The following is a 22,169-nucleotide window of genomic DNA, read 5'->3' as shown; positions in this document are numbered from 1 at the left end:
AAGACTCACAGGGCAAAAGAGTTATAGAATAACGTCTCTTCATCCGGACGTCTCGCCATGTTCAAGCCCGTCATCGGCAACACCCCGCTGGCCTGCCTGCCACACGACCATTCGCGCTGCGTCGCCGACGCCCTGGCCGAGGCCGAGCAGATCTGCGCCAGCCAGGGCACGCGCCTGACCGCGTTGCGCAAGCGCGTGCTGGAACTGGTCTGGGCCAGCCACAAGCCGCTGGGCGCCTACGACATCCTCGCCGTGCTGAGCGAGGAAGACGGCCGCCGCGCGGCTCCGCCCACCGTCTATCGGGCGCTGGACTTCCTCCTGGAGAACGGCCTGGTGCACCGCATCGCTTCGCTCAACGCCTTCATCGGCTGCGTGCATCCGGGCGAGCTGCACCAGGGCCAGTTCCTCATCTGCAAGACCTGCCATACCGCCATCGAGCTGGAGCAGCCGGCCATCAGCCAGGCCATCGTCGCCGGTGCCGGCGAGGTGGGCTTCGCCGTCGAGAGCCAGACCGTCGAAGTGGTCGGCCTGTGCGCCGGCTGCCGGAAGGCCGCATGAGCGAAACACTGATCCAGCTGGATGACGTCGGCGTGGCCTTCTCCGGCCAACCGGTGCTGCAGCAGGTGCAGCTGGCGCTGCGTCCCGGCGAGATCGTCACCCTGATCGGCCCCAACGGCGCCGGCAAGACCACTCTGGTGCGCACCGTGCTCGGCCTGCTCAAGCCGGACAGCGGCACCGTGCGGCGCAAGCCACGCCTGCGCATCGGCTACATGCCGCAGAAGCTGCATATCGACCCGACCCTGCCACTCTCGGTATTGCGCTTCCTGCGCCTGGTGCCGGGAGTCGACCGCGTCGCGGCGCAAGGCGCGCTGGACGAGGTGGGTGCAAGCCAGGTGATCGACAGCCCGCTACAGAGCATCTCCGGCGGCGAACTGCAGCGCGTGCTGCTGGCCCGCGCGCTGCTGCGCGAGCCGGAGTTGCTGGTGCTCGACGAGCCGGTGCAGGGCGTCGACGTGGCCGGCCAGGCCGAGCTGTACCGCCTGATCACCCAATTGCGCGACCGCCACGGCTGCGGCGTACTGATGGTGTCCCACGACCTGCACTTGGTGATGAGCGCCACCGACCAGGTGATCTGCCTGAATCGCCACGTGTGCTGCTCGGGGCACCCGGAGCAGGTCAGCAACGACCCGGCCTTCGTCGAGCTGTTCGGCCAGGACGCCAAGAGCCTGGCCATCTATCACCACCACCACGACCACAGCCACGACCTGCACGGCGAGGTGGTCGCCGAGCCCGGCCTACGCATCCACGGCCAGGTCCACGTCCACGGCCCAGGCTGCAAACACTGATGCCCGATTTCCTGCTCAACGCACTGCTCGCCGGCCTGGCCCTGGCCCTGGTCGCCGGCCCGCTCGGCTCCTTCGTGGTCTGGCGGCGCATGGCCTACTTCGGCGACACCCTGTCGCACGCCGCCCTGCTCGGCGTGGCCCTGGGCTTCCTGCTCGACCTCAGCCCGACCCTGGCGGTCACCGCCGGCTGCCTGTTGCTGGCCGTGCTGCTGGTGACCCTGCAACAGCGCCAGCCGTTGGCCTCGGACACCCTGCTGGGCATCCTGGCGCCAACCACCCTGTCACTGGGCCTGGTGGTACTGAGCTTTATGGACGAGGTGCGCATCGACCTGATGGGCTACCTGTTCGGCGACCTGCTGGCGGTGAGCGGCAACGACCTGGCCTGGATTCTCGGCGGCAGCGCCCTGGTCCTGGCCTTGCTGCTGCCGCTGTGGCGGCGCCTGCTGGCGATCACCGTGCATGAGGAGCTGGCGCGGGTCGAGGGCCTGCCGGTAGCCGGCCTGCGCCTGGCGCTGATGCTGCTGATCGCCGTGGTGATCGCCGTGGCGATGAAGATCGTAGGCGTGCTGCTGATCACCTCGCTGCTGATCATTCCGGCCGCCGCCGCCCAGCGCCATGCGCGCACTCCGGAGCAGATGGCCATCGGCGCCAGCCTGCTGGGCATGCTCGCTGTATGCGGCGGGCTGGCGTTGTCCTGGTACCAGGACACCCCCGCCGGACCGTCGATCGTGGTCAGTGCCGCAGCATTGTTCCTTCTAGGCTTTGCCCTGCCGCGCCGCGCCCGTTAGGATTGGCCGTTTTTCGCGCAAAGCGGAACGCCATAAAACCATACGGTCACACCATGAACACCAAAACGCATCGCATCTCTGCCGCTGTTGTCCTGTGCCTGCTGATGGGCCAGGCCCATGCCGAATTCTGGACCGTGGATGCCCTGGTCAATGAGTTCAACCAGATCTCCGCGCAGATCGGCCGCGGCGAGCTGGATGCCGCCGAGCGCGCGTTGCAGAACGTCAGCCAGCACACCGCCGGCACCGACACCCGCGTCGGCCAGTACCAGCGCGAACTGGCCAAGGCCTACCTGCAGCGTGGCAAGCAGCAGCTGCAGGCCGGTGATGCCAGCGCGGCCGAGGCGACCCTGGGCAAGGGTCAGGCGACCCTGGTCGCGGCCTCGCCGGAGCTGAAGCAGCAGTACCTGGCCAGCCTGAATGCCGCCCGCGCCAACACCGAGGCAGTCGTCCAGCGCGAAGCCGAAGCGGCCAAGGCACGCCAGGACGCGGAAACCGCGCGCCAGCGTCAACTGGCCGAGCAGAAGGCCGCCGCCGAGCGCGAAGCGCGCGCGCGCCAGGCCCAGGCACAAGTGCAAGCCGAACAGCCGAAGCCGGCACCCGTGGCCCAGGCCGCCCCGGCCAAGCCGCGTGCCCAGCTGATCGACCCGAGCGCCGCCAGTAGCAGCGTACCGCTGCCGATGCTCGACGCCAACGACCGCAACGCTCTGCGCGACCTGCTGGACAAGGTCGCTGCGGATGTCGTGGCCTTCGACTGCGCGGTGCGCCTGGAAGTGCGCGAGGCCAAGGACTACCCCTTCGTCGCCGCCCTGCTCTCGGCACGGATCAAGAAGCTCGACCCGGGCTTCGCCCCGCAGCTGTCGCCGCTGCTCAAGCCGGACCAGGAGCCACGCCTGGTGCTCAGCCCGCAAAGCAACGGCTGAGCCTGCGCGAGGTCATGCACGGCCGCCCGAGGGCGGCCGTTTTGTTTTTATGCTTTTCTGAAAGCTGCCGAAGCCAAGAAAGACTAAGAGCGCATAAACAAAACGGCTAGAATGCGCGGCTTTCGGCCAACCGCCTACGCTTGCTGACATCGCCGGTCCATCCTCTTGCCGGCTGACAGCCCCCAACGTACCCACAAGGTTCGCTCAGTGATCGAGTTCCACCACGTCCAGAAGACCTATCGGGTCTCCGGGCGGGATGTTCCCGCCCTGCAGTCCACCGACCTGCGCATCGAGCAGGGCCAGGTGTTCGGCCTGATCGGCCATTCCGGCGCCGGCAAGAGCACCCTGCTGCGCCTGATCAATCGCCTGGAGGAACCCTCCGCCGGCCGCATCGTCATCGACGGCCAGGACGTCACCGCCCTCGGTGCCGATGGCCTGCGCAGCTTCCGCCGCCAGGTCGGGATGATCTTCCAGCACTTCAACCTGCTGTCGTCGAAGACCGTGGCGGCCAACGTGGCCATGCCACTGGAGCTGGCCGGCGAGTCGAGCCGCGCCGAGATCAACCAGCGCGTCGCCGAACTGCTGGCCCGCGTCGGCCTCACCGATCACGCCAACAAGTACCCGGCGCAGCTCTCCGGCGGCCAGAAGCAGCGCGTCGGCATCGCCCGCGCCCTCGCCACCCGCCCGAAGATCCTGCTGTGCGACGAGGCCACCAGCGCCCTCGACCCGCAGACCACCGGCCAGGTCCTGCAGCTGCTGGCCGAGATCAATCGCGAACTGGGCCTGACCATCGTGCTGATCACCCATGAGATGGACGTGATCCGCCGGGTCTGCGACCAGGTGGCGGTGATGGACGACGGTCGCATCGTCGAACAGGGACCGGTGGCCCAGGTGTTCCTCCACCCGCAACACGAGACCACGCGCCGCTTCGTGCTGGAGGACGAGCAGGTCGACGAGAGCGAACAGCGTGACGACTTCGCCCACGTCGAGGGTCGCATCCTGCGCCTGACCTTCCAGGGCGAAGCCACCTATGCGCCGCTGCTGGGCACCGTGGCCCGCGAGACCGGGGTCGACTACAGCATCCTGGCCGGGCGCATCGACCGCATCAAGGACACGCCCTACGGCCAGCTGACCCTGGCCCTGACCGGCGGCGACATCGACGCCGCGCTGGCGCGCTTCCAGGCCGCCGAAGTCCACCTGGAGGTACTGCGCTGATGCTCGAGCAACTGCTGCCCAACGTCGACTGGCAGGAAATCGGCTACGCCAGCCTCGACACCCTCAACATGCTCGGTGGCGCCACCCTGTTCACCGTGCTGCTCGGCCTGCCCCTCGGCGTGTTGCTGTTCCTCACCGGCCCGAGGCAGATGTTCGAGCAGCGCGCGCTGTACGGCGTGCTGTCGCTGGTGGTGAACGTGCTGCGCTCGGTGCCGTTCGTGATCCTGCTGATCCTGATGATCCCGCTGACCGTGCTGATCACCGGCACCTCGCTGGGCGTCGCCGGTGCGATCCCGCCGCTGGTGGTGGGTGCCACGCCGTTCTTCGCCCGCCTGGTGGAGACCGCCCTGCGCGAGGTCGACCGCGGCATCATCGAGGCGACCCAAGCGATGGGTGCCAGCACCCTGCAGATCATCTTCCGCGCCCTGCTGCCGGAAGCGCTGCCGGGGCTGATCGCGGCCACCACCGTGACCGCCATTACCCTGGTTTCCTACACCGCGATGAGCGGCCTGATTGGCGGCGGCGGCCTCGGCGACCTGGCCGTGCGCTACGGCTACCAGCGCTACCAGCCGGACGTGATGGCGGTGACCGTCATCCTCCTACTGATCCTGGTGCAGGTCCTGCAGATGGTTGGCGACAAGCTGGTCATCCACTTCTCGCGCAAATAAAAGAACTCGCAACACCTAGAACAGCGGGCGACCGGCCACCCGTCGGACCCCGCGCCATATCCCACAAGGAGCTGAACATGAAGAAACTGCTGACTGCCCTGGCCGCCGCTGCGGCCCTCACCTCCGCCGCCGCCCACGCTGGCGAGATCAGCGTCGCGGCCACCGCCGTGCCGCACGCGGAGCTCCTCGAATTCGTCAAACCGGCCCTGGCCAAGGAAGGCGTCGACCTGAAGATCAAGGTCTTCACCGACTACGTGCAGCCGAACGTGCAGGTCGCTGAAGGCCGCCTGGACGCCAACTTCTTCCAGCACCAGCCGTACCTGGACGAGTTCAACGCCTCGCGTGGCACCCAGCTGGTGAGCATCGCCGGCGTGCACGTCGAGCCCTTCGGCGCCTACTCCAGCAAGATCAAGAAGCTCGACGAGCTGAGCGAAGGCGCCCAGGTCGTGATCCCCAACGACGCCACCAACGGCGGCCGTGCCCTGCTGCTGCTGCAGAAGGCCGGTGTGATCAAACTGAAGGCCGACGCCGGCATCACCGCCACCGTCAAGGACATCGCCGAGAACCCGAAGGGCATCAAGGTGCGTGAACTGGAAGCGGCCACCCTGCCGCGCGTTCTGGCCCAGGTCGACCTGGCCCTGATCAACACCAACTACGCCCTGGAAGCCGGCCTGAACCCGACCAAGGACGCCCTGGTGATCGAAGGCTCCGACTCGCCGTACGTCAACATCCTGGTGACCACCAGCGAGAAGAAAGACAACGCCGATCTGCAGAAACTGGCCAAGGCCCTGCACAGCGCCGAGGTGAAGCAATTCATCGCCGACAAGTACAAGGGTGCCGTGGTCCCGGCGTTCTGATCGCCGTCAGCCGCCCACGAAAAGCCCGCTCATCGAGCGGGCTTTTTTCATTGCGGATGGCGCCACAGCCATAGCGCCAGCCAGAGGAACCAGAGCAGGGCTAGTAGCGAGGCGGGCATGCTCCAGCTCATCGCTCGCTCGGAGAAGCCATCAAGGCCCTGCAGCAGGGCGGCCAGCAGGTTGGCGCCTCCGGCCAGCAGCACACCGAGCGCCAGGCCGCGCGGCGCCGGACGGCTCAGCCACAACGCCGGCGCATAGAGCAGCAGGCTGGTGGCGAAGCTCAGGCCGAACAGCGCAGCCAGGCCCGCCTCGATCTGCCGCACGCCAAAGGTGGCGGCGAACAGCTGGCTCCTGAGCGGCTCCTCGGCCCGCGTCCACTGATCGACCATCAGCTTCAGCGCCACGCCATCCACCGCCTGCAGGACGAAGGCCAGGGCCAGGCTGGCCACGGCGCAGGCGGCGCCGAACAGCGCCCAGACCCCGGCCTTGCCATCGCGCAGGCGCCAGGCCAGGGCCAACAGGGCGAACACCCCGAGCAGCACGCCCAGTAACTGGATCAGATGGCTGCTCAGCCAGTGGTGGTCGGCAGCGTATTCGGCGAAGGCTGCGGCGGCGTCCCAGGGCGGCGCCTGCATCGGATGCAGCAGGGTGCCCAGCATCAGCAACACTGCGCCGAGCAGGGCGGCCATGGCGCCCAGGCGCGAGCAGTACCGCGTATCGGGCATGGCGCCTCAGCTACCGTTCTGCAGCAGGCCCGGCAGCTGCTCGGCCAGCTTGTCGTTGTGCACCGGCGCGCGGATGAAGCCGCGCTGGGTACCGTCCGGGCCGATGATCACCAGGTTGCCGCTGTGGTCGACGGTGTAGTTTTCCTTGCTGGTGTCGGCCGGGATGTAGGGGATGCTCACCGCGCTGGCCAGCTTCTGGATATCTTCCTGGCTGCCGGTCAGGCCCTGGAAGCCGGGGTCGAAGAAACCCAGGTACTTCTTCAGCTGTTCGGGCGTGTCACGGTGCGGGTCGACCGTCACCAGGACCACGCGCAGCCGGTCCTTGGCCTCGGCCGGCAGCATGCCCTGCAGCTGGCGCAGCTGCGCCAGGGTGGCCGGGCAGATGTCCGGGCAGAAGGTGTAGCCGAAGAACAGCAAGCTCCACTTGTCCTTGAGTTGGTCCAGCTGCACCGGCTTGCCGTCCTGATCGGTCAGCGCCAGGCCCGGCAGGGTGCGGCTCTGCGGCAGCAGGACGATGCCGGCATCGAGCAGCGCCACCTTGTCAGTGCCATCGCCCTTGCTGTTGAGCACCTTGTTGACGGTGAGGCCCAGCACCAGGGCGACGAAGGCGGCGAGAACGATGACGGTCTTCTGGGTACGGCTCATGAAATCTCTCTTCGGCTCGGCGGGCGAGGTGGTCGTCCGCCGCTATCGAGGGCTGCGGCTCACAGGTTGAGCAGCAGGTAATGGTCGGCCAGCAGGGCGATGAACAGCAGGAACAGGTACCAGATACTGTACTTGAAGGTGTTGATCGCCGCGTGCGGTCGGCTGTCACGGTACAGCACCCAGGCCCAGAACATGAAGCGCCCACCGAGCACCAGCGCGGCCGCGAGATAGAGCGGCCCGCTCATGTGGATGGCGTAGGGCAGCAGGGTCACGGCCAGCATCACGGCGGTGTACAGCAGGATGTGCACCTTGGTGTAGTGCTCGCCGTGGGTCACCGGCAGCATGGGGATATCGGCCTTGGCGTACTCCTCCTTACGGTGGATGGCCAGGGCCCAGAAGTGCGGCGGCGTCCAGGCGAAGATGATCAGCACCAGCAACAGCGGCTCGGCACTGATATGCCCAGTGACTGCGACCCAGCCGAGCAGCGGCGGCGCGGCACCGGCCAGGCCACCGATCACGATGTTCTGTGGCGTGGCGCGCTTGAGAAATCCGGTGTAGAGCACCGCATAACCAAGCAGGGAAGCCAGGGTCAGCCAGGCGGCCAGCTCGTTGGTGAAACTGAGCAGCAGAGCCATCCCGGCCACCGCCAGCAGCAGGGCAAAGCCCAGCGCTGCCGGCACCGAGAGCCGCCCGGCGGTGACCGGACGCTTGTGGGTACGCGCCATGATCGAGTCGATACGCCGGTCGACCACATGGTTGACCGCCGCCGCCGCGCCGGCGCACAGGCCGATGCCGAGGTTGCCGAAGACCAGCACGGTCCAGGGCACCCCGGCGCGGGTGGCGAGGAACATGCCGACCAGCGAGGTGATCAGCATCAGCAGCACCACCCGAGGCTTGGTCAGCTCCAGGTAGTCGCGCCAGCTGGCGGATTCGGAGTGGGCTCGCAGTGCAGTAGCCATGGCGTATCTCCTCTGCTTATTTGCCGACCGGCGCCAGGACGCCGGCGACGGCAGCCGCCTGCGCCGCGCGAGCAGGGCTCGCGGCACGACGCAGGCGATAGTTGATCAGGACCAGCACCAGCAGCAGCGCGGCGCCACCGGCGTTGTGCGCCACCGCCACCGCCAGCGGCAGGTGCAGCAGCACGTTGCTCACGCCCAGGCTGACTTGTACCGCCAGCGCCAACAGCAACAGGCCGGTCAGGCGGCCGAGACCGGCGGTACGCAGGCGCCAGGCCAGCAACAGCAGGACCAGACTGAGCACCACTGCACCCAGCCTGTGGGTCATATGGATGGCGGTGCGGGCGTCGCTGTCGAGCTGTCCGCCGAGATAGTTGGGGCCGATGTGCTGGGTCAGGTGGAAGCCGTTGGCGAAGTCCATCGCCGGCCACCATTCACCATGGCAGGTCGGCAGGTCGACGCAGGCCACCGCCGCGTAGTTGGAGCTGACCCAACCGCCCAGGGCGATCTGGCAGATCGCCAGGAGCAGCGCTGCCCCGGCCAGCGCGCGCAGGCGCAGGGAAAGGTCTGGCAGCACCGGCAGCGCACCAGACAGACGCAGGGTCAGCAGGAACAGCAGGGCCAGGGTGGTGAAGCCGCCAAGCAGGTGGGCAGTGACCACCTGCGGCCAGAGTTGCAGCGTCACCGTCCACATGCCGAAGGCGGCCTGAGCGGTGACCACGCCGAGCAGCAGCAGCGGCAACTTCAGCGGCTGGCCGTCGACAGCGCGGCGGCGCAGTGCCTGCACGGCCAGGCCGAGGATGACCAGGCCCAGGGTGCCGGCGAAGTAGCGGTGGACCATCTCGTTCCAGCCCTTCTCCACCTCCACCGGCGCATGGGGGAAGCGTGCCTCGGCCAGCGTCTGCTTGTGCTCGCTCATCGGCACGCCGATGAAGCCGTAGCAGCCCGGCCAGTCCGGGCAACCGAGGCCGGCGTGGGTCAGCCGGGTATAGGCGCCGAGCAGTACCACCACCACCGCCAGGGCGGTGGCGAACAGGGCCAGGCGGTAGCCGGGCAGGGTCTTGCGTTCACTCATCCGGGGCCTCTCTTATTGTTATGGGCCGGTAGTGCTAGCCGGTCAGCCGATCTGCGACAGCTTCAGCAGCAGGCGCACGTCGTTGAGGATGTCCTTGCCCTTGGCCTTGCCGTCGTAGCGCAGCACCAGGTTGCCCTGCGGGTCGACTATCCATAGCTGGGCACCCTGGCCCGCCGGCACGGCCTTGTCGTAACTCAGGCTGTCCAGCCGATAGCGGCCCAGCTGCGGGTACTCGCGCTGGAGTTGCTCGTCATAGTCGGCAGCCAGCGGCCGGGACACGGCCAGGCCATGGGCCGCGCGGGAGGCCTCACGGTTGAGGCCGATGTGAATCTGCCGGGCGGTGTAGACCAGCTGGCGGCAGTCCTCGGCGCAATCGCCGTCACTGGTGACCAGCAACTGCCAGCGCTCCTGGGCGGCGCCCTGCACGCCGATATCCGCCAGCTGGCTGCCGTCGCCGATCAGGGTGCCGTGGTAGTTGCGCCCGTCCGGCACCCAGAAGCGCCACTGGTACATGGCGGTGGCGAGGATCATCGGGCCGATCGCCACCAGCAGCAGCAGGATCAGCTGCCAGCGCCCGCGACCGCGGGCCTGGGGCGCCTCAGGAGTGGAAAGGGCCGGATTCATGGCTGTGCTCATGCTGTTGCTCCCGCGCGATCTGTCTTGAGTTGTGTATGCCGAGATAGAGGTAGAGGCCGACCAGGGCAGTAGCCAGGGCGAACCACTGCACGGCGTAGCCGCTGTGCTTTTCCGGGCCCATGGCCACCAGCGGCCACTCGGCCTGGTAGGCGGCGGGGCCGGGCTCGAGGCGCACCTCGTAGGCCATGCCGCCGCGGCCGAGCTGGCGCCACAGGCGATCCGGCTCGACGGCAGTGATCAGTCGCGGCCAGTCGCCGCCCGCCGGATCGGCGCGCAGCTGGAAGGCTTCGCCGAGCGGGACATGCACTCGTGCGACCAGCTCCAACGGTTGTTCAGGGGTGGTGAATTGCGGCGGCGAGCGCCGGTCCGGCCAGGGCAGCCAGCCACGGTTGACCAGCAGCCAGAGGCCGGAGGCCTGATCGTAGAAGGGCTGCAGCAGCTCGACGCCGACCTGGCCGCCGCGCTGGCTGTTATCCAGCAGCAGGCTGTGGCGCTCGTCGAACTGGCCGCGCAGGCGGATGCGCAGGTGGGCGAGGTCGGCGCGTCGCTCCAGCTCGGGCACGCTCATGGGTTCGGCATGCTCGCGCGCGGCGAAATCGGCGAGCAGCACGCGCTTCTCCTCGGCCCGCGACAGTTGCCAGAAGCCCAGGCCGATCAGCAGCGGCAGCAGCAGCGCCACCACGATGCTGGGCAACAGCCCCGGGCGAAAGCCGTTCATGACCTTCCCCCGAAGGCCTGGGTGCGGCTGGCTATAATCGAACTGCACACCATCTCCCCCATCTCCGGAGTCACGCATGCTCAAAGCCGCGATCATCCTCCTGCTGCTGGCCACCCTGGTCAGCCTGTTCAGTGGCCTGTTCTTCCTGGTCAGGGATGACGGCCGCGGCTCGCGGGTGGTCAACGCCCTGACCGTCCGTGTGGTACTGGCCGCCACGACCCTGGCACTGATCGCCTGGGGCTTCTACAGCGGCCAACTGGTTTCTCATGTCACCTGGTAGAGCGCCCCGTTACAGCACGTAGACGAAGACGAACAGGCCGATCCACACCACATCGACGAAGTGCCAGTACCAGGCGGCCGCCTCGAAGGCGAAGTGCTGGTCGGCATTGAAGTGGCCACGCCAGATCCGCACCAGCATCACCGTGAGCATCAACGCGCCCAGTGTCACGTGCGCACCGTGGAAACCGGTGAGCATGAAGAATGTCGCGCCGTAGATGCCCGAGCCCAGGGTCAGGCCCAGCTCGCTGTAGGCATGCACGTACTCTTCGACCTGGAAGAACAGGAAGGCGATACCGAGCAGTACGGTCAGCGCCAGCCAGATCTTCAGCTGCTTGCGGTGGTTCTTCTTCAGCGCGTGGTGGGCGAAGGTCACGGTGAAGCTGGAAGTCACCAGCAGGATGGTGTTGAGCAGCGGCAGCCCCCAGGCCGAAATCACGCCGCTGGGCGCGGGGAAGAGTTTCGGGTCCGGAGTATTCAGCAGCGGCCAGGTGTACTCGAAGTTCGGCCACAGCATGTTGGACACGCCCTTGTCGCCTTCACCGCCGAGCCAAGGGCCGGCCCAGGTGCGCACGTAGAACAGCACGCCGAAGAAGGCGGCGAAGAACATCACCTCGGAGAAGATGAACCAGCTCATGCCCCAGCGGAACGAGCGATCCATCTGCGCGCTGTACAGGCCTTCGCGGCTTTCCTTGATCACGTTGCCGAACCAGCCGAACAGCATGTAGGCGAGGATCAGGCCGCCGACGAAGAAGATCAGCGGGCCGTTGGACTCGGCGCGATCCGCCTTGAGGTCGTTGAACCAGGTGCCGACACCGTAGACGGTGGTGAGCATGCCGATGGTGGCGATGATCGGCCACTTGCTCTGGGCGGGAACGTAGTAGTTCTCGTGACTCGACATTTTCTTGTTCTCCTTATGGAGCCGCCCGGGTAGGGGCTGTCTGGGCAAGAGTCGCCTGCGCGACGGGCGGTTTGCGCGCAGTGATATCGAACAGGGTGTAGGCCAGGGTCAGGTGCTTCACATCCTTCGGCAGGTCGCGGTCGACGATGAAGCGCACCGGCATCTCGATGCGCTCGCCCGGCTGCAGCACCTGCTGGGTGAAGCAGAAGCACTCGGTCTTGTGGAAGAAGGCTGCGGCCTTGGATGGCGCCACGCTGGGGATGGCCTGGGCGGTCATCGGCTTGTCGGTGGGGTTGTGGGCAACGAACAGCATCTCGTTGCTCGCCCCGGCCACCACGGTCAGCTCGTCCGCCATGGGATGGAATTCCCAGACCATGTCGGCGGAGTTGGTGGCGAGGAACTGCACACGCACCTGGCGCGCCTCGTCCACCGCCTGCTGGCCCTGGTAGGCCCCGGCGGTCTTGCCGTTGATGCCGAATGCCTGGCACATCACGTCGTAGATCGGCACCAGGGCGAAGCCGAAGGCGAACATGCCGACCACCACCGCCAACAGGCGGAGGACCAGGCGGCGGTTGTCTAGGGCTTCGCTCATGGCCGCGCTCCTACTTCACTTCCGGCGGGGTGGTGAAGGTGTGGTACGGCGCCGGCGACGGCACGGTCCACTCCAGCCCCTCGGCGCCGTCCCAGGGCTTGGCCGGGGCCGGCTTGCCGCTGCGGATGCACTTGATGACGATGAACAGGAAGAGGAACTGGGTGGCGCCGAAGGTGAAGGCACCGATCGACGAGATCATGTTGAAGTCGGCGAACTGCAGGTTGTAGTCCGGAATCCGCCGTGGCATGCCGGCCAGGCCGACGAAGTGCATCGGGAAGAACGCCAGGTTCATGCCGATGAAGCTCATCCAGAAGTGCAGCTTGCCGAGGGTCTCGTCATACATGTGCCCGGTCCATTTGGGCAGCCAGTAGTAGGCCGAGGCGAAGATGCCGAAGATCGCCCCAGGCACCAGCACGTAGTGGAAGTGCGCCACCACGAAGTAGGTGTCGTGGTACTGGAAGTCCGCCGGGGCGATGGCCAGCATCAGCCCGGAGAAGCCGCCGATGGTGAACAGGATGACGAAGGCCACGGCGAACAGCATCGGTGTCTCGAAGGTCATCGAGCCCTGCCACATGGTGCTCACCCAGTTGAACACCTTCACCCCGGTGGGCACGGCGATCAGCATGGTGGCGTACATGAAGAACAGCTCGCCGGTCAGCGGGATGCCGACGGTGAACATGTGGTGCGCCCAAACGATGAACGACAGGAAGGCGATCGAGGCGGTCGCGTAGACCATCGAGGTGTAGCCGAACAGCGGCTTGCGCGCGAAGGCCGGGATGATCGCGCTGACGGCGCCGAACGCCGGCAGGATCATGATGTACACCTCGGGGTGGCCGAAGAACCAGAACACGTGCTGGAACAGCACCGGGTCACCGCCACCAGCCGCACTGAAGAAGCTGGTGCCGAAGTGGATGTCCATCAGCATCATGGTCACACAACCCGCCAGCACCGGCATCACCGCGATGAGCAGGAAGGCGGTGATCAGCCAGGTCCAGACGAACAGCGGCATCTTCATCAGGGTCATGCCGGGGGCGCGCAGGTTGAGAATGGTGGCGATCACGTTGATCGCGCCCATGATCGAGCTGATGCCCATCAGGTGGATGGCGAAGATGAAGAAGGTCACCGATTCCGGCGCGTAGGTGGTCGACAGCGGCGCGTAGAAGGTCCAGCCGAAGTTCGGCCCACCGCCCTCGGTGAACAGGGTGCTGACCAGCAGGCCGAAGGCCGCCGGCAGAAGCCAGAAGCTGAAGTTGTTCATCCGCGGCAGGGCCATATCCGGCGCGCCGACCATTAGCGGGATCATCCAGTTAGCCAGGCCGACGAAGGCCGGCATCACCGCGCCGAACACCATGATCAGGCCGTGCATGGTGGTCATCTGGTTGAAGAACGCCGGCTCGACGATCTGCAGGCCCGGCTGGAACAGCTCGGCGCGAATCACCATGGCCATGGACCCGCCAAGCAGGAACATGGCGAAGCTGAACCACAGGTACATCGTGCCGATGTCCTTGTGGTTGGTGGTCAGCACCCAGCGCATCAGGCCCTTGGCGGGGCCGTGGTGGTGGTCATGCCCGGCATGACCATGCTCTTTGTGAGAGTCGATCACTGCACTCATGTCACTTCTCCTCGGCCTGCTTGAGCTCAAGCACTTCTTTCGGGGTCACCATGTCTCCGGTGTTGTTGCCCCAGGCGTTGCGCTCGTAGGTGATGACGGCGGCGATATCCACTTCCGACAGCTGCTTGCCGAACGCAGCCATGGCCGTGCCCTGCTTGCCGTGGAAGACGATGTCGAGGTGATCCTTCTTCGGCCCGGTGGCGATCTTCGAGCCCTTGAGTGCCGGGAACATCGGCGGCAGGCCCTGGCCCTCGGCCTGGTGACAGGAGGCGCAGTTGGTGTGGTAGACCTTGTCGCCGCGCTCGACCAGCTCCTCCAGCGTCCATTCCTTGCTGGTCAGCTCCTTAAGCTTGGCCGCCTGCTCTTTACGCTCGGCCAGCCACTTGGCGAAGTCTTCCTTGCTCTTGGCTTCCACTACCACCGGCATGAAGCCGTGGTCCTTGCCGCACAGCTCGGTGCACTGGCCGCGGTAGATGCCGGGCTCCTCGATGCGCGTCCAGGATTCGTTGACGAAGCCGGGGATGGCGTCCTTCTTCACCGCCAGGGCCGGCACCCACCAGGAGTGGATCACGTCGGCGGCGGTGATCAGGAAGCGCACCTTGGTGCCCACCGGCACCACCAGAGGCTCGTCCACCTCCAGCAGGTAGTGCTCGTCCTTCTCGGCCTTGTTGTAGATCTGGTCCGAAGGCGTGGCCAGGTTGCTGAAGTACTCGACGTCCTGGCCCAGGTATTTGTAATGCCATTTCCACTGATAGCCGGTGACCTGGATATCCAGTTCGGACTCCGAGGTGTCATACAGGTCGATCAGGGTCTTGGTGGCAGGCACTGCCATGGCCACCAGGATGACGAAAGGTACGACGGTCCAGAGGATCTCGACCGTGGTGCTCTCATGGAAGTGTGCTGGTTGCTGGCCGGTGGAGCGGCGGTGGATCAGCATCGACCAGAACATCACACCGAATACCACTACGCCGATCACGACGCAGATCCAGAAGATGATCATGTGCAGGTCGAAGACGGTGCGGCTGACCTCGGTGACGCCGGGTGCCATGTTCACTGTCCAGGCGGCATTTGCCGAGCCGAACGCAAGCCACAGCAACAGGCCCATCCAGACGCGTGGATGTCGCATCATTGCGGGGTTCCCCTCGTTGTTCTTGTTATCCCGCCGGCTAAGCCTGCGGCAAAGGGATCGACTGCCGATACTGCTGGCATACAACTGTCGAAACCTCTCCGTGCCGAAGCTCGTCCGGTTCCATCAGGTTCACGCCTTGCGATTTCGAGTATAGACAGCGACTGCGACAGCACAACGCAGTCAGAAAATTAACGCCTGTTTTCTGTGGGAGTCGCGTGGCCCTAGGGCTGCGCGAGAGGGCCGGCGACTGGATGCCGCTACATATAGCGCTGCCGCATAACCATGAAATAATTATGACAATCCGATCTTAGCCGTCGCCTCGGTCCGGCTAAGGTGAGTGCTTGTTTTCCATTTCATGTCCCTACCCGGAGTCGTCATGAATACCCCCGCTCTGCGCGAACTGATCCAGCGTGCCCTCGACCATGAAGCGACCAGCGGCAGCCTGGCCCGCCAGCTCGATGCCCAGTTGGACCGCCTCCACCCGACCATCCAGCTGCCCTCAGATGACACCCGCGGTGCGCTGCAGCGCTTCGTCGCCGCCTATGTCGAGCAGGTGCCGGACGTGCTGGACGCCGCCAATGCCGTGGCCCGCGAGGCCGGTATCGAGGCCCAGGTGAAGCCGGTGCTGAAACTGGCCGAGCAGTTCTTCCTCAGCCCGCCGAGCATCATGGAGGGCCACCAGGGCCTGGACGCCCTGCTGGACGAGGCCTACCTGGCCCATCGCCTGGTCGAGGAAGTGAACGACCGCTACATCGTCCACCTCGGCCAGCCGCTGATCCCGCTGGACACCACGGTGGCCAATGTCATCGCCCACCAGTTGATCGGCGAACCCTTCGCCAACCAGCTGGACGAGGCCGTGCACCACGCCGTCGAGGAAATGCTCGACGACAGCGTGTTCCAGCAGGACTCGGTGCAGGACTACCGTGCGCGGCTGAGCAGCCCGCAGACCCTGGCGGCCTGGCAGAGCTGGCCGTGCCTGTCACGCCAGCTGGGCGTAGAGCTGGGCCTGCCGATCAGCGCCTGAGCCGCCCAGATGCAACAAGGCCCGCGATTGCGGGCCTTGTCGTTTCACTGGGACTGGTAACGCGCCTTGGGCGTGGCCATCGGCACCACCTCGCCGTCCAGTGGCAGGAAGCTCCCGCTCTTGGCGTCGTAGGCGCGGATCGCGCTGGTCTCGATGTCGTAGACCCAGCCGTGGATGAACAGCTGGCCGCTGGCCACGCGCGCTGCCACCGACGGGTGAGTGCACAGGTGGTTGAGCTGGGCCACCACGTTCTCCTCGGTGAGGATGCCCAAGCGGTCGTGGCCTTCGCAGCCGCAGTTGGCCTCGACCACCTTGAGCGCCACTTCGCTGTGGCGCAGCCAGGCCTTCACCGTCGGCATACTTTCCAGGGTCTCGGGGGCCAGTACCGCCTTCATCGCGCCGCAGTCGGAGTGGCCGCAGACAATGATGTGCTGCACGCCCAAGGCCAGCACCGCGTACTCGATGGCGGTAGAGACGCCGCCCATCATCTGCCCGTAGGCCGGCACCACGTTACCGACGTTGCGGCTGACGAACAGGTCGCCCGGGGCGCTCTGGGTGATCAGCTCGGGGACGATGCGCGAGTCGGCGCAGGTGATGAACATGGCGCGCGGGTTTTGCGCGGTGGCCAGTGCCTTGAACAGCTCTTCCTGCTGCGGGAAGACCTCGTTGCGGAAGCGCTTGAAGCCGCCAACGATGGCGTTCAGCGCCTCATCGGCGCTCTCCGGCGCGGTACGCGCCTGCAGGGGAATGGCGTTGTGCTTGTAGGGCATGGCGTCTCACCTCGTGCTGGACCGTCGCGCTTGAGCGCGGTGCGGATTATCGACCTGGCATGCGGACAGTTGCCAGCCCCGGCGAGTCACAATTCATTTACAGCAGTGCCAACTGGCGGCCCGGCGGGGCGAACTGGCTGCAGTCGAGATTGAAACCATCGCGATGGCTCAGCCCCAGGCGCTTGCGCGCCAGGGCGAAGCGCTGCGACAGCAGGTCGGCGAAGGCGCCTTCGCCACGCATGCGGCTGCCGAAGCGGCTGTCGTAGTTCTTGCCGCCGCGCGACTGCCTGATCAGGCTCATCACGTGCTCAGCGCGCTCGGGAAAGTGGCTGCGCAACCATTCCTCGAACAGCTCGGCGATCTCCAATGGCAGGCGCAGCAACACATAGCCGGCCGAGCGCGCGCCGGCATCTCGTGCAGCTTCGAGAATCCGCTCCAGCTCCATGTCGTTGATCATCGGAATGATCGGTGCGACCAGCGCGGTGACCGGCACCCCGGCCTCGTGCAAACGGCGCATGGCCCGCAGGCGTGCGCCGGGCGAGGCGGTGCGCGGCTCCATGATGCGTTTCAGCTCGTCGTCCAGGGTGGTCAGGCTGAACGCCACGCTGACCAGCTTGCGGCTGGCCAGCTCCTGCAGCAGGTCGAGGTCGCGCAGGATCAGCGAGCTCTTGGTGATGATGTGCAGCGGGTGGCGGAATCGCAGGAGGATCTCCAGGGCCTGGCGGGTCAGGCGCTGCTCGCGCTCGATCGGCTGGTAGGCGTCGGTATTGATGCCCAGGGCGATTGGCTGCGGCACGTAGCCGGGCTTGCTCAGCTCTTCTTCCAGGCGCTCGGCGAGGTTGGTCTTGGCGATCAGCCGGGTCTCGAAATCGATGCCTGGCGACAGGTCCCAGTAGGCATGGCTCGGCCTGGCGAAGCAGTAGATGCAGCCATGCTCGCAGCCGCGATAGGGATTCACCGAGCGGTCGAAGCCGACGTCCGGCGAGTTGTTGCGGGTGATCACTGTCTTGGCCCGCTCGACGCGCACCTCGGTGGCCCGGCACGGCGGCGTCTCGTCCTGGTACCAGCCGTCATCCTCGGCCTGGCTGCGGGTCGGGGCGAAGCGGTTGTGCGGGTTACTGGCGGTACCGCGGCCACGGGGCGGCAGGATGAGGGACATGGGCAAGGCTCCGAATACTGTATGCATAAACAGTATTCGGATTTACTCCCACACACCAGCGCTGCCTATTCCTCTTCGATAAGCGGCGCCGGCGTGAAGGGCTCGATCACGTACTCGCGGCCATGCTGGCGACAGTCTTCCAGGGTGCCCTCAGCGCCGCGGCGGGTGACCAGAAAGGTGCTGCCGCCGACATCGTCGGCGTCGATCACGCCGGTCTCCAGGTCGATGCCATCGCTCACCACCGCCGACAGGAAGTCTGCGGACCAATCCGCCTCGCCGTGCCAGCGCAGGATCATCCGCCCCTCGCGCCAGTGCACCGAGACGAACTCGAGGCCATGGGGCCAGCGATAGCCCAGCAGGCAGAAATGGTTGGTCCTGGTGTGCGCGCCCTGGTACGCCAACAGCAGGCGCAGCTGCGCCTCGGGTTGGCGATAACGGGCCTCGTGAGCCGGATCGAAGCGCGCATTCATGCCGGCGTAGATCGACGGGCCGAAATCCTCGGCCCAAGTGCTCAGCGACATCGAGAGCAGCAGCGCGCCGCACAGTCCCCGCCACGCAAATCCCTTCATCATCCCTGACTCCCCGAGTGCCGCCGGCACGGTAGCGCAGCGGCGCCCGGCGGGCTAGGGATCGACGCGGCCCATCAGCTCGCTCACCGACTCCGGCCGCTTGGCGTAACGCTGCGCCAGCACTGCGCAGACCATCAGCTGGATCTGGTGGAACAGCATCAGCGGCAGGATCAGCAGGCCGATGCTGCTGCCGGCGAACAGCACCTGGGCCATCGGCACACCAGTGGCCAGGCTTTTCTTCGAGCCACAGAAGAGGATGGTGATGCGGTCCTCCAGATTGAAACCGCACAGCCGCGCGGTGCCGTATGTCACCAGCAACGCCAGCGCCAATAGCACGCAGCAGGCCAGCACCAGGCCGGCCAGCGCCGGCAGCGGCACTTGGTGCCACAGGCCCTCGACCACCGCGGCACTGAAGGCGCCGTAGACCACCAGCAGGATCGAGCCCTGGTCGACGAAGCGCAGCCAGTGCTTGTTGCGCCCGACCCACTCGCCGATCCAGCGCCGCGCGATCTGCCCGGCAATGAACGGCAACAGCAGCTGCACGGTGATCTTGCCGATGGCGTCCAGGGTCGAGGCGCCGTCGCCGTGCACGTCCAGCAGCAGCGTCACCAGCAGCGGGGTGAGGAAGATGCCGAACAGGCTGGACGCCGCCGCACTGCAGATCGCCGCCGCCACGTTGCCGCGCGCCAGCGAGGTGAAGGCGATGGCCGACTGCACGGTGGCCGGCAGGGCACACAGGTAGAGCATGCCGATATACAGCGCATCGCCGGTCAGCGGCGCCAGCAGCGGCTTGAGCGCCAGGCCGAGCAGCGGGAAGGCGACGAAGGTGCAGGCGAACACCAGCAGGTGCAAACGCCAGTGGCCGGCACCGGCGACGATCTGCTCGCGCGACAGCTTGGCGCCGTGCAGGAAGAACAGCAGGCCGATGGCCAGGTTGGTGATCCAGTCGAAGGTCACGGCCAGGTTGCCCTGCACCGGCAGCAGGCTGGCCAGCAGGACCACGGCGAGCAGCGCCTGGGTGAAGGTATCGGGCAGGAAACGACGCATGGCAGGGCTCGGCTTGCGGGAGTGGAGGTGCACAACTTATCGTGGCCGGGAATTTCCGACTAACGCCAAAGTACCAACCAATGTCGCCAATCGGACAAAACGGCGTCGTCGCGCGCGAAGTCCCCGACCTGCAACGGTTGCCCCGCCCGCTGTATGGCCGCGTCGAATCGCTGCCGAACCGTGCGCTGACCTTCGTCCACAGCCACCCCTGGGTGCAGCTGTCCTATGCCATCGCCGGCGTACTCGAGGTGCATACCGCCAGCATGCGCTTCCTCGCCCCGCCGCAGCGCGCCGTGTGGGTGCCGGCCGGGGTCGAGCATCGCGTGTTCAGCTCGCCGCGCACCGAGATGCGCAGCCTGTATATCGAGTGCCAGTCCGTACCCTGGGGCCCGGAGGACTGCCGCGTGCTGGCGGTCAGCCCGCTGCTGCGCGAGTTGATCGACGGTTTCAGCGCCCTGCCGGTGGAGTACGACGAGGCCGGTGCGGCCGGACGCCTGACCGCCGTGCTGCTGGACCAGCTGCAGGCGGCGGCGCAGCTCGAGCTGTCGCTGCCGTTGCCGCGCGATGTGCGCCTGCAGGCGATCTGCAACGGCCTGAGCGTGGAGGAGGATCGCCACCTGGGCCTGGCCGACTGGGGGGCTCGCCTGGGCGTGTCCGAGCGTACCCTGAGTCGCCTGTTCCTCCACGACACCGGGCTGAGCTTCCGCGCCTGGCGCCAGCGCCAGCGCCTGCTCGATGCGCTGGCGCCGCTGGAGCGCGGCGAACGGGTCACCGATGTGGCCCTGGCCTGCGGCTACGACTCGCTGTCGGCCTTCATCGCCGCCTTCCGCCAGCAGTTCGGCGCCACTCCCGGCGAGTTCTTCCGTGCCCGGCGCTAGAGCAGGCTGCTGAACAACCAGTAGAGACCGCCGGAAAGCAGGATGGCCGCCGGCAGGGTCAGTACCCAGGCCAGCAGCATGCTGCGGATGGTCTGCCACTGCAGGCCGCTGCCGCTGGCCAGCATGGTGCCGGCCACGCCCGAGGACAGCACCTGGGTAGTCGACACCGGCATGCCGTAGAGGTCCGCCGCGCCGATGGTGAGCATCGCCGTCAGCTGCGCCGAGGCGCCCTGGGCATAGGTCATGCGCGTGGTGCCGATGCCCTCGCCGACGGTGGCGACGATGCGCCGCCAACCGACCAGGGTGCCCAGGCACAGGGCCAGCGCCACGGCGATCTTGACCCAGGCCGGGACGAAATGAATGGTCGCGTCGGCCTGGCTGCGCAGGGCCTGCAGCTCGCTCCAGGTCTCCAGCGGTAGCGCCAGGTCAGTGCGGTCGAGCAGGCGCACGGTCTCCGCGGCGAGGAACAGGTCGTCGCGCAGGGCCAGGGTCTGCTCGTCGCTCATCGCGCCGAGCACGCCATCGGCCGGCACCCGCGCGCCGACATCGCCGAGCACCGTCGCCAGCGCCCCCAGCACCTGCGGCAACTGCGCCTCGCCGCGCTGGAAGGCCAGCAGGGTCTCGTGCGCATCGGCCGTGGCGCCGGCACCGGCGCGCAGCAACCCCTGGCGCCCCTGCTCGGCATGCTGCACCAGCTGCGCCACTGCCGCAGGCGGACTGCTGCGGTCGAGGGCGAAGGCCAGCGGCATGGCGCCAACCAGGATCAGCATGATCAGGCCCATGCCCTTCTGCCCGTCGTTGGAGCCGTGGGCGAAGGACACCCCCGAGCAGGTCAGGATCAGCAGGCCGCGAATCCACCAGGGCGGCGGCGTGCGCCCCTCCGGCGCCTGGAACAGCGCCGGGCGGCTCCGCGCCAGGACCAGGCGCAGCAGCCACAGCAGCAGCGCCGCGGCGCCCAGACCAACCAGCGGCGACAGCAACAAGGCGTAGCCGACCTTGCTCAGCATGTGCCAATCACCCTGCAGCACCGAAGAGCGCTCGGCCATCAGGCCGTGGGCCAGGGCGACGCCGACGATGGAGCCGATAAGGGTATGCGAGGACGACACCGGCAGGCCCAGCCACCAGGTGCCCAAGTTCCACAGGATGGCGGCGATCAGCAGGGCGAAGATCATCGCCATGCCGGCGCCGCTGCGCAGGTGCAGCATCAGCTCTGCCGGCAGCAGGGCGACGATGGCGAAGGCCACCGCGCCGCTGGACAGCAGCACGCCGAGGCCGTTGCACAGCCCCGACCAGAGCACGGCGACATTGGGCGGCAGGGCGTTGGTGTAGATCACCGTGGCCACCGCGTTGGCGGCGTCGTGGAAGCCGTTGATGAACTCGAAGCCGAGGGCGATCAGCAGCGCCACCACCAGCACGCTCAGCGCCAGCCCGGAGTGCAGCTCGCCGCTGGCCCGCAGATCGTTGGCCAGGCTGATGAAGGTGAAGGCCAGCGCGGCCGCCAGGGCGAGCAGGAACAGCGACTTGCCACCCATCCCGGCGCGCTTCTGCAGCACCGGGCTGAGCGGCGACTGCGGCAGGCGGGCGGCACGTAGCTGGTCCAGCAGTTGGTAGCGATCAAGCATGAGGGCGGGGCCCGTACGGCATGACGTATCCTCCCGATGCG

25 protein-coding genes are annotated in these 22,169 nt (G+C 66.9%); 10 read left to right on the top strand and 15 right to left on the bottom strand.

Translation table 11 applies throughout. The annotated features are described in order from the left end of the window. Positions 1-57 precede the first annotated feature (57 nt). The 7 genes from PTT45_RS19280 to PTT45_RS19250 all read left to right on the top strand — a co-directional run bounded on the left by PTT45_RS19280 (position 58) and on the right by PTT45_RS19250 (position 5,794). Positions 58-558: a Fur family transcriptional regulator gene (locus PTT45_RS19280; protein WP_273815538.1), complete on the top strand. Its 501-nt coding sequence runs from the start codon at positions 58-60 to the stop codon at positions 556-558. Then, positions 555-1,346 carry a zinc ABC transporter ATP-binding protein ZnuC gene (gene znuC / locus PTT45_RS19275; protein WP_273815536.1) on the top strand — a complete coding sequence of 264 codons (792 nt, stop codon included), beginning with the start codon at positions 555-557 and terminating at the stop codon, positions 1,344-1,346. Before PTT45_RS19280 ends, znuC begins: the two co-directional genes overlap by 4 nt. Further along, entirely contained in the window at positions 1,346-2,134 is a 789-nt protein-coding gene (znuB, locus tag PTT45_RS19270; protein WP_273815534.1) for a zinc ABC transporter permease subunit ZnuB, read from the top strand. Before znuC ends, znuB begins: the two co-directional genes overlap by 1 nt. Before the next feature lie 53 nt (positions 2,135-2,187). Next, the gene (locus PTT45_RS19265) at positions 2,188-3,054 is read left to right on the top strand and encodes a hypothetical protein (RefSeq protein ID WP_273815533.1); all 867 of its coding nucleotides are present in this window, start codon (positions 2,188-2,190) and stop codon (positions 3,052-3,054) included. Between the two features lie 207 nt (positions 3,055-3,261). Further along, positions 3,262-4,269, top strand: a complete 1,008-nt coding sequence (locus tag PTT45_RS19260; protein WP_273815532.1) for a methionine ABC transporter ATP-binding protein — start codon at positions 3,262-3,264, stop codon at positions 4,267-4,269. Next, a complete protein-coding gene (locus PTT45_RS19255; RefSeq protein ID WP_273815530.1) occupies positions 4,269-4,937 on the top strand; it encodes a methionine ABC transporter permease in 669 nt (222 codons plus the stop codon). Before PTT45_RS19260 ends, PTT45_RS19255 begins: the two co-directional genes overlap by 1 nt. A gap of 77 nt (positions 4,938-5,014) precedes the next feature. After that, positions 5,015-5,794 carry a MetQ/NlpA family ABC transporter substrate-binding protein gene (locus PTT45_RS19250; RefSeq protein WP_273815528.1) on the top strand — a complete coding sequence of 260 codons (780 nt, stop codon included), beginning with the start codon at positions 5,015-5,017 and terminating at the stop codon, positions 5,792-5,794. A gap of 47 nt (positions 5,795-5,841) precedes the next feature. On the opposite strand, the gene PTT45_RS19245 is transcribed toward PTT45_RS19250, so the two are convergent. The 6 genes from PTT45_RS19245 to PTT45_RS19220 are packed head-to-tail and all read right to left on the bottom strand — an operon-like array spanning position 5,842 to position 10,549. Continuing rightward, the gene (locus tag PTT45_RS19245) at positions 5,842-6,519 is read right to left on the bottom strand and encodes a hypothetical protein (RefSeq protein ID WP_273815527.1); all 678 of its coding nucleotides are present in this window, start codon (positions 6,517-6,519) and stop codon (positions 5,842-5,844) included. Between the two features lie 6 nt (positions 6,520-6,525). Then, a complete protein-coding gene (locus PTT45_RS19240) occupies positions 6,526-7,164 on the bottom strand; it encodes an SCO family protein (RefSeq protein ID WP_273815525.1) in 639 nt (212 codons plus the stop codon). Between the two features lie 59 nt (positions 7,165-7,223). Then, positions 7,224-8,123: a heme o synthase gene (gene cyoE, locus PTT45_RS19235; RefSeq protein ID WP_137973858.1), complete on the bottom strand. Its 900-nt coding sequence runs from the start codon at positions 8,121-8,123 to the stop codon at positions 7,224-7,226. A gap of 16 nt (positions 8,124-8,139) precedes the next feature. After that, complete coding sequence (locus PTT45_RS19230; protein ID WP_273815523.1) at positions 8,140-9,195, bottom strand: COX15/CtaA family protein; 1,056 nt, start codon at positions 9,193-9,195, stop codon at positions 8,140-8,142. Positions 9,196-9,237: 42 nt separating this feature from the next. Continuing rightward, positions 9,238-9,831 (bottom strand): hypothetical protein, encoded by a 594-nt coding sequence (locus PTT45_RS19225; RefSeq protein ID WP_273815521.1) that lies wholly within the window; start codon positions 9,829-9,831, stop codon positions 9,238-9,240. Beyond that, positions 9,794-10,549, bottom strand: a complete 756-nt coding sequence (locus PTT45_RS19220) for an SURF1 family protein (protein WP_273815520.1) — start codon at positions 10,547-10,549, stop codon at positions 9,794-9,796. The genes PTT45_RS19225 and PTT45_RS19220 overlap by 38 nt, the downstream gene beginning before the upstream one ends. A gap of 76 nt (positions 10,550-10,625) precedes the next feature. Here PTT45_RS19220 and PTT45_RS19215 point away from each other — a divergent pair, with 76 nt between their 5' ends. After that, positions 10,626-10,829 (top strand): twin transmembrane helix small protein, encoded by a 204-nt coding sequence (locus PTT45_RS19215; protein WP_273815518.1) that lies wholly within the window; start codon positions 10,626-10,628, stop codon positions 10,827-10,829. Positions 10,830-10,838: 9 nt separating this feature from the next. Here the strand turns inward: PTT45_RS19215 and PTT45_RS19210 are convergent, their stop codons facing one another. The 4 genes from PTT45_RS19210 to coxB are packed head-to-tail and all read right to left on the bottom strand — an operon-like array spanning position 10,839 to position 15,059. Further along, a complete protein-coding gene (locus PTT45_RS19210; protein WP_273815517.1) occupies positions 10,839-11,726 on the bottom strand; it encodes a cytochrome c oxidase subunit 3 in 888 nt (295 codons plus the stop codon). A gap of 13 nt (positions 11,727-11,739) precedes the next feature. Continuing rightward, positions 11,740-12,318, bottom strand: a complete 579-nt coding sequence (locus PTT45_RS19205; protein ID WP_273815516.1) for a cytochrome c oxidase assembly protein — start codon at positions 12,316-12,318, stop codon at positions 11,740-11,742. A 10-nt stretch (positions 12,319-12,328) separates the two neighbouring features. After that, a complete protein-coding gene (ctaD, locus tag PTT45_RS19200; protein ID WP_273815515.1) occupies positions 12,329-13,930 on the bottom strand; it encodes a cytochrome c oxidase subunit I in 1,602 nt (533 codons plus the stop codon). A 1-nt stretch (position 13,931) separates the two neighbouring features. Further along, a complete protein-coding gene (gene coxB, locus PTT45_RS19195) occupies positions 13,932-15,059 on the bottom strand; it encodes a cytochrome c oxidase subunit II (RefSeq protein ID WP_273815513.1) in 1,128 nt (375 codons plus the stop codon). Between the two features lie 376 nt (positions 15,060-15,435). Between coxB and PTT45_RS19190 the strand changes: the two genes are divergently transcribed. Continuing rightward, on the top strand, positions 15,436-16,083 hold the full coding sequence (locus PTT45_RS19190) for a hypothetical protein (protein ID WP_273815512.1): 648 nt from the start codon (positions 15,436-15,438) through the stop codon (positions 16,081-16,083). A 44-nt stretch (positions 16,084-16,127) separates the two neighbouring features. On the opposite strand, the gene PTT45_RS19185 is transcribed toward PTT45_RS19190, so the two are convergent. The 4 genes from PTT45_RS19185 to PTT45_RS19170 form a co-directional block, all read right to left on the bottom strand. Next, positions 16,128-16,853: a carbonic anhydrase gene (locus PTT45_RS19185; protein ID WP_273815510.1), complete on the bottom strand. Its 726-nt coding sequence runs from the start codon at positions 16,851-16,853 to the stop codon at positions 16,128-16,130. Positions 16,854-16,950: 97 nt separating this feature from the next. Next, complete coding sequence (locus PTT45_RS19180; RefSeq protein ID WP_273815508.1) at positions 16,951-18,012, bottom strand: PA0069 family radical SAM protein; 1,062 nt, start codon at positions 18,010-18,012, stop codon at positions 16,951-16,953. Positions 18,013-18,077: 65 nt separating this feature from the next. Then, positions 18,078-18,533 (bottom strand): hypothetical protein, encoded by a 456-nt coding sequence (locus PTT45_RS19175; protein WP_273815507.1) that lies wholly within the window; start codon positions 18,531-18,533, stop codon positions 18,078-18,080. Between the two features lie 102 nt (positions 18,534-18,635). Further along, positions 18,636-19,628, bottom strand: a complete 993-nt coding sequence (locus PTT45_RS19170; RefSeq protein WP_273815506.1) for a bile acid:sodium symporter family protein — start codon at positions 19,626-19,628, stop codon at positions 18,636-18,638. Between the two features lie 80 nt (positions 19,629-19,708). Here PTT45_RS19170 and PTT45_RS19165 point away from each other — a divergent pair, with 80 nt between their 5' ends. Next, positions 19,709-20,506 carry an AraC family transcriptional regulator gene (locus PTT45_RS19165; RefSeq protein WP_273815504.1) on the top strand — a complete coding sequence of 266 codons (798 nt, stop codon included), beginning with the start codon at positions 19,709-19,711 and terminating at the stop codon, positions 20,504-20,506. Here the strand turns inward: PTT45_RS19165 and PTT45_RS19160 are convergent. Further along, entirely contained in the window at positions 20,503-22,128 is a 1,626-nt protein-coding gene (locus PTT45_RS19160) for an inorganic phosphate transporter (RefSeq protein ID WP_273815502.1), read from the bottom strand. The two genes, PTT45_RS19165 and PTT45_RS19160, sit on opposite strands and share 4 nt — an antisense overlap. Positions 22,129-22,169: the final 41 nt, after the last annotated feature.

Origin of the sequence: Pseudomonas sp. Gutcm_11s (genome assembly GCF_028649395.1) — a bacterium.
Taxonomy (GTDB): Bacteria; Pseudomonadota; Gammaproteobacteria; order Pseudomonadales; family Pseudomonadaceae; genus Aquipseudomonas.
The sequence above is the reverse complement of the archived record's forward strand: the minus strand, read 5'-3'. Positions and strand labels throughout refer to the sequence as shown.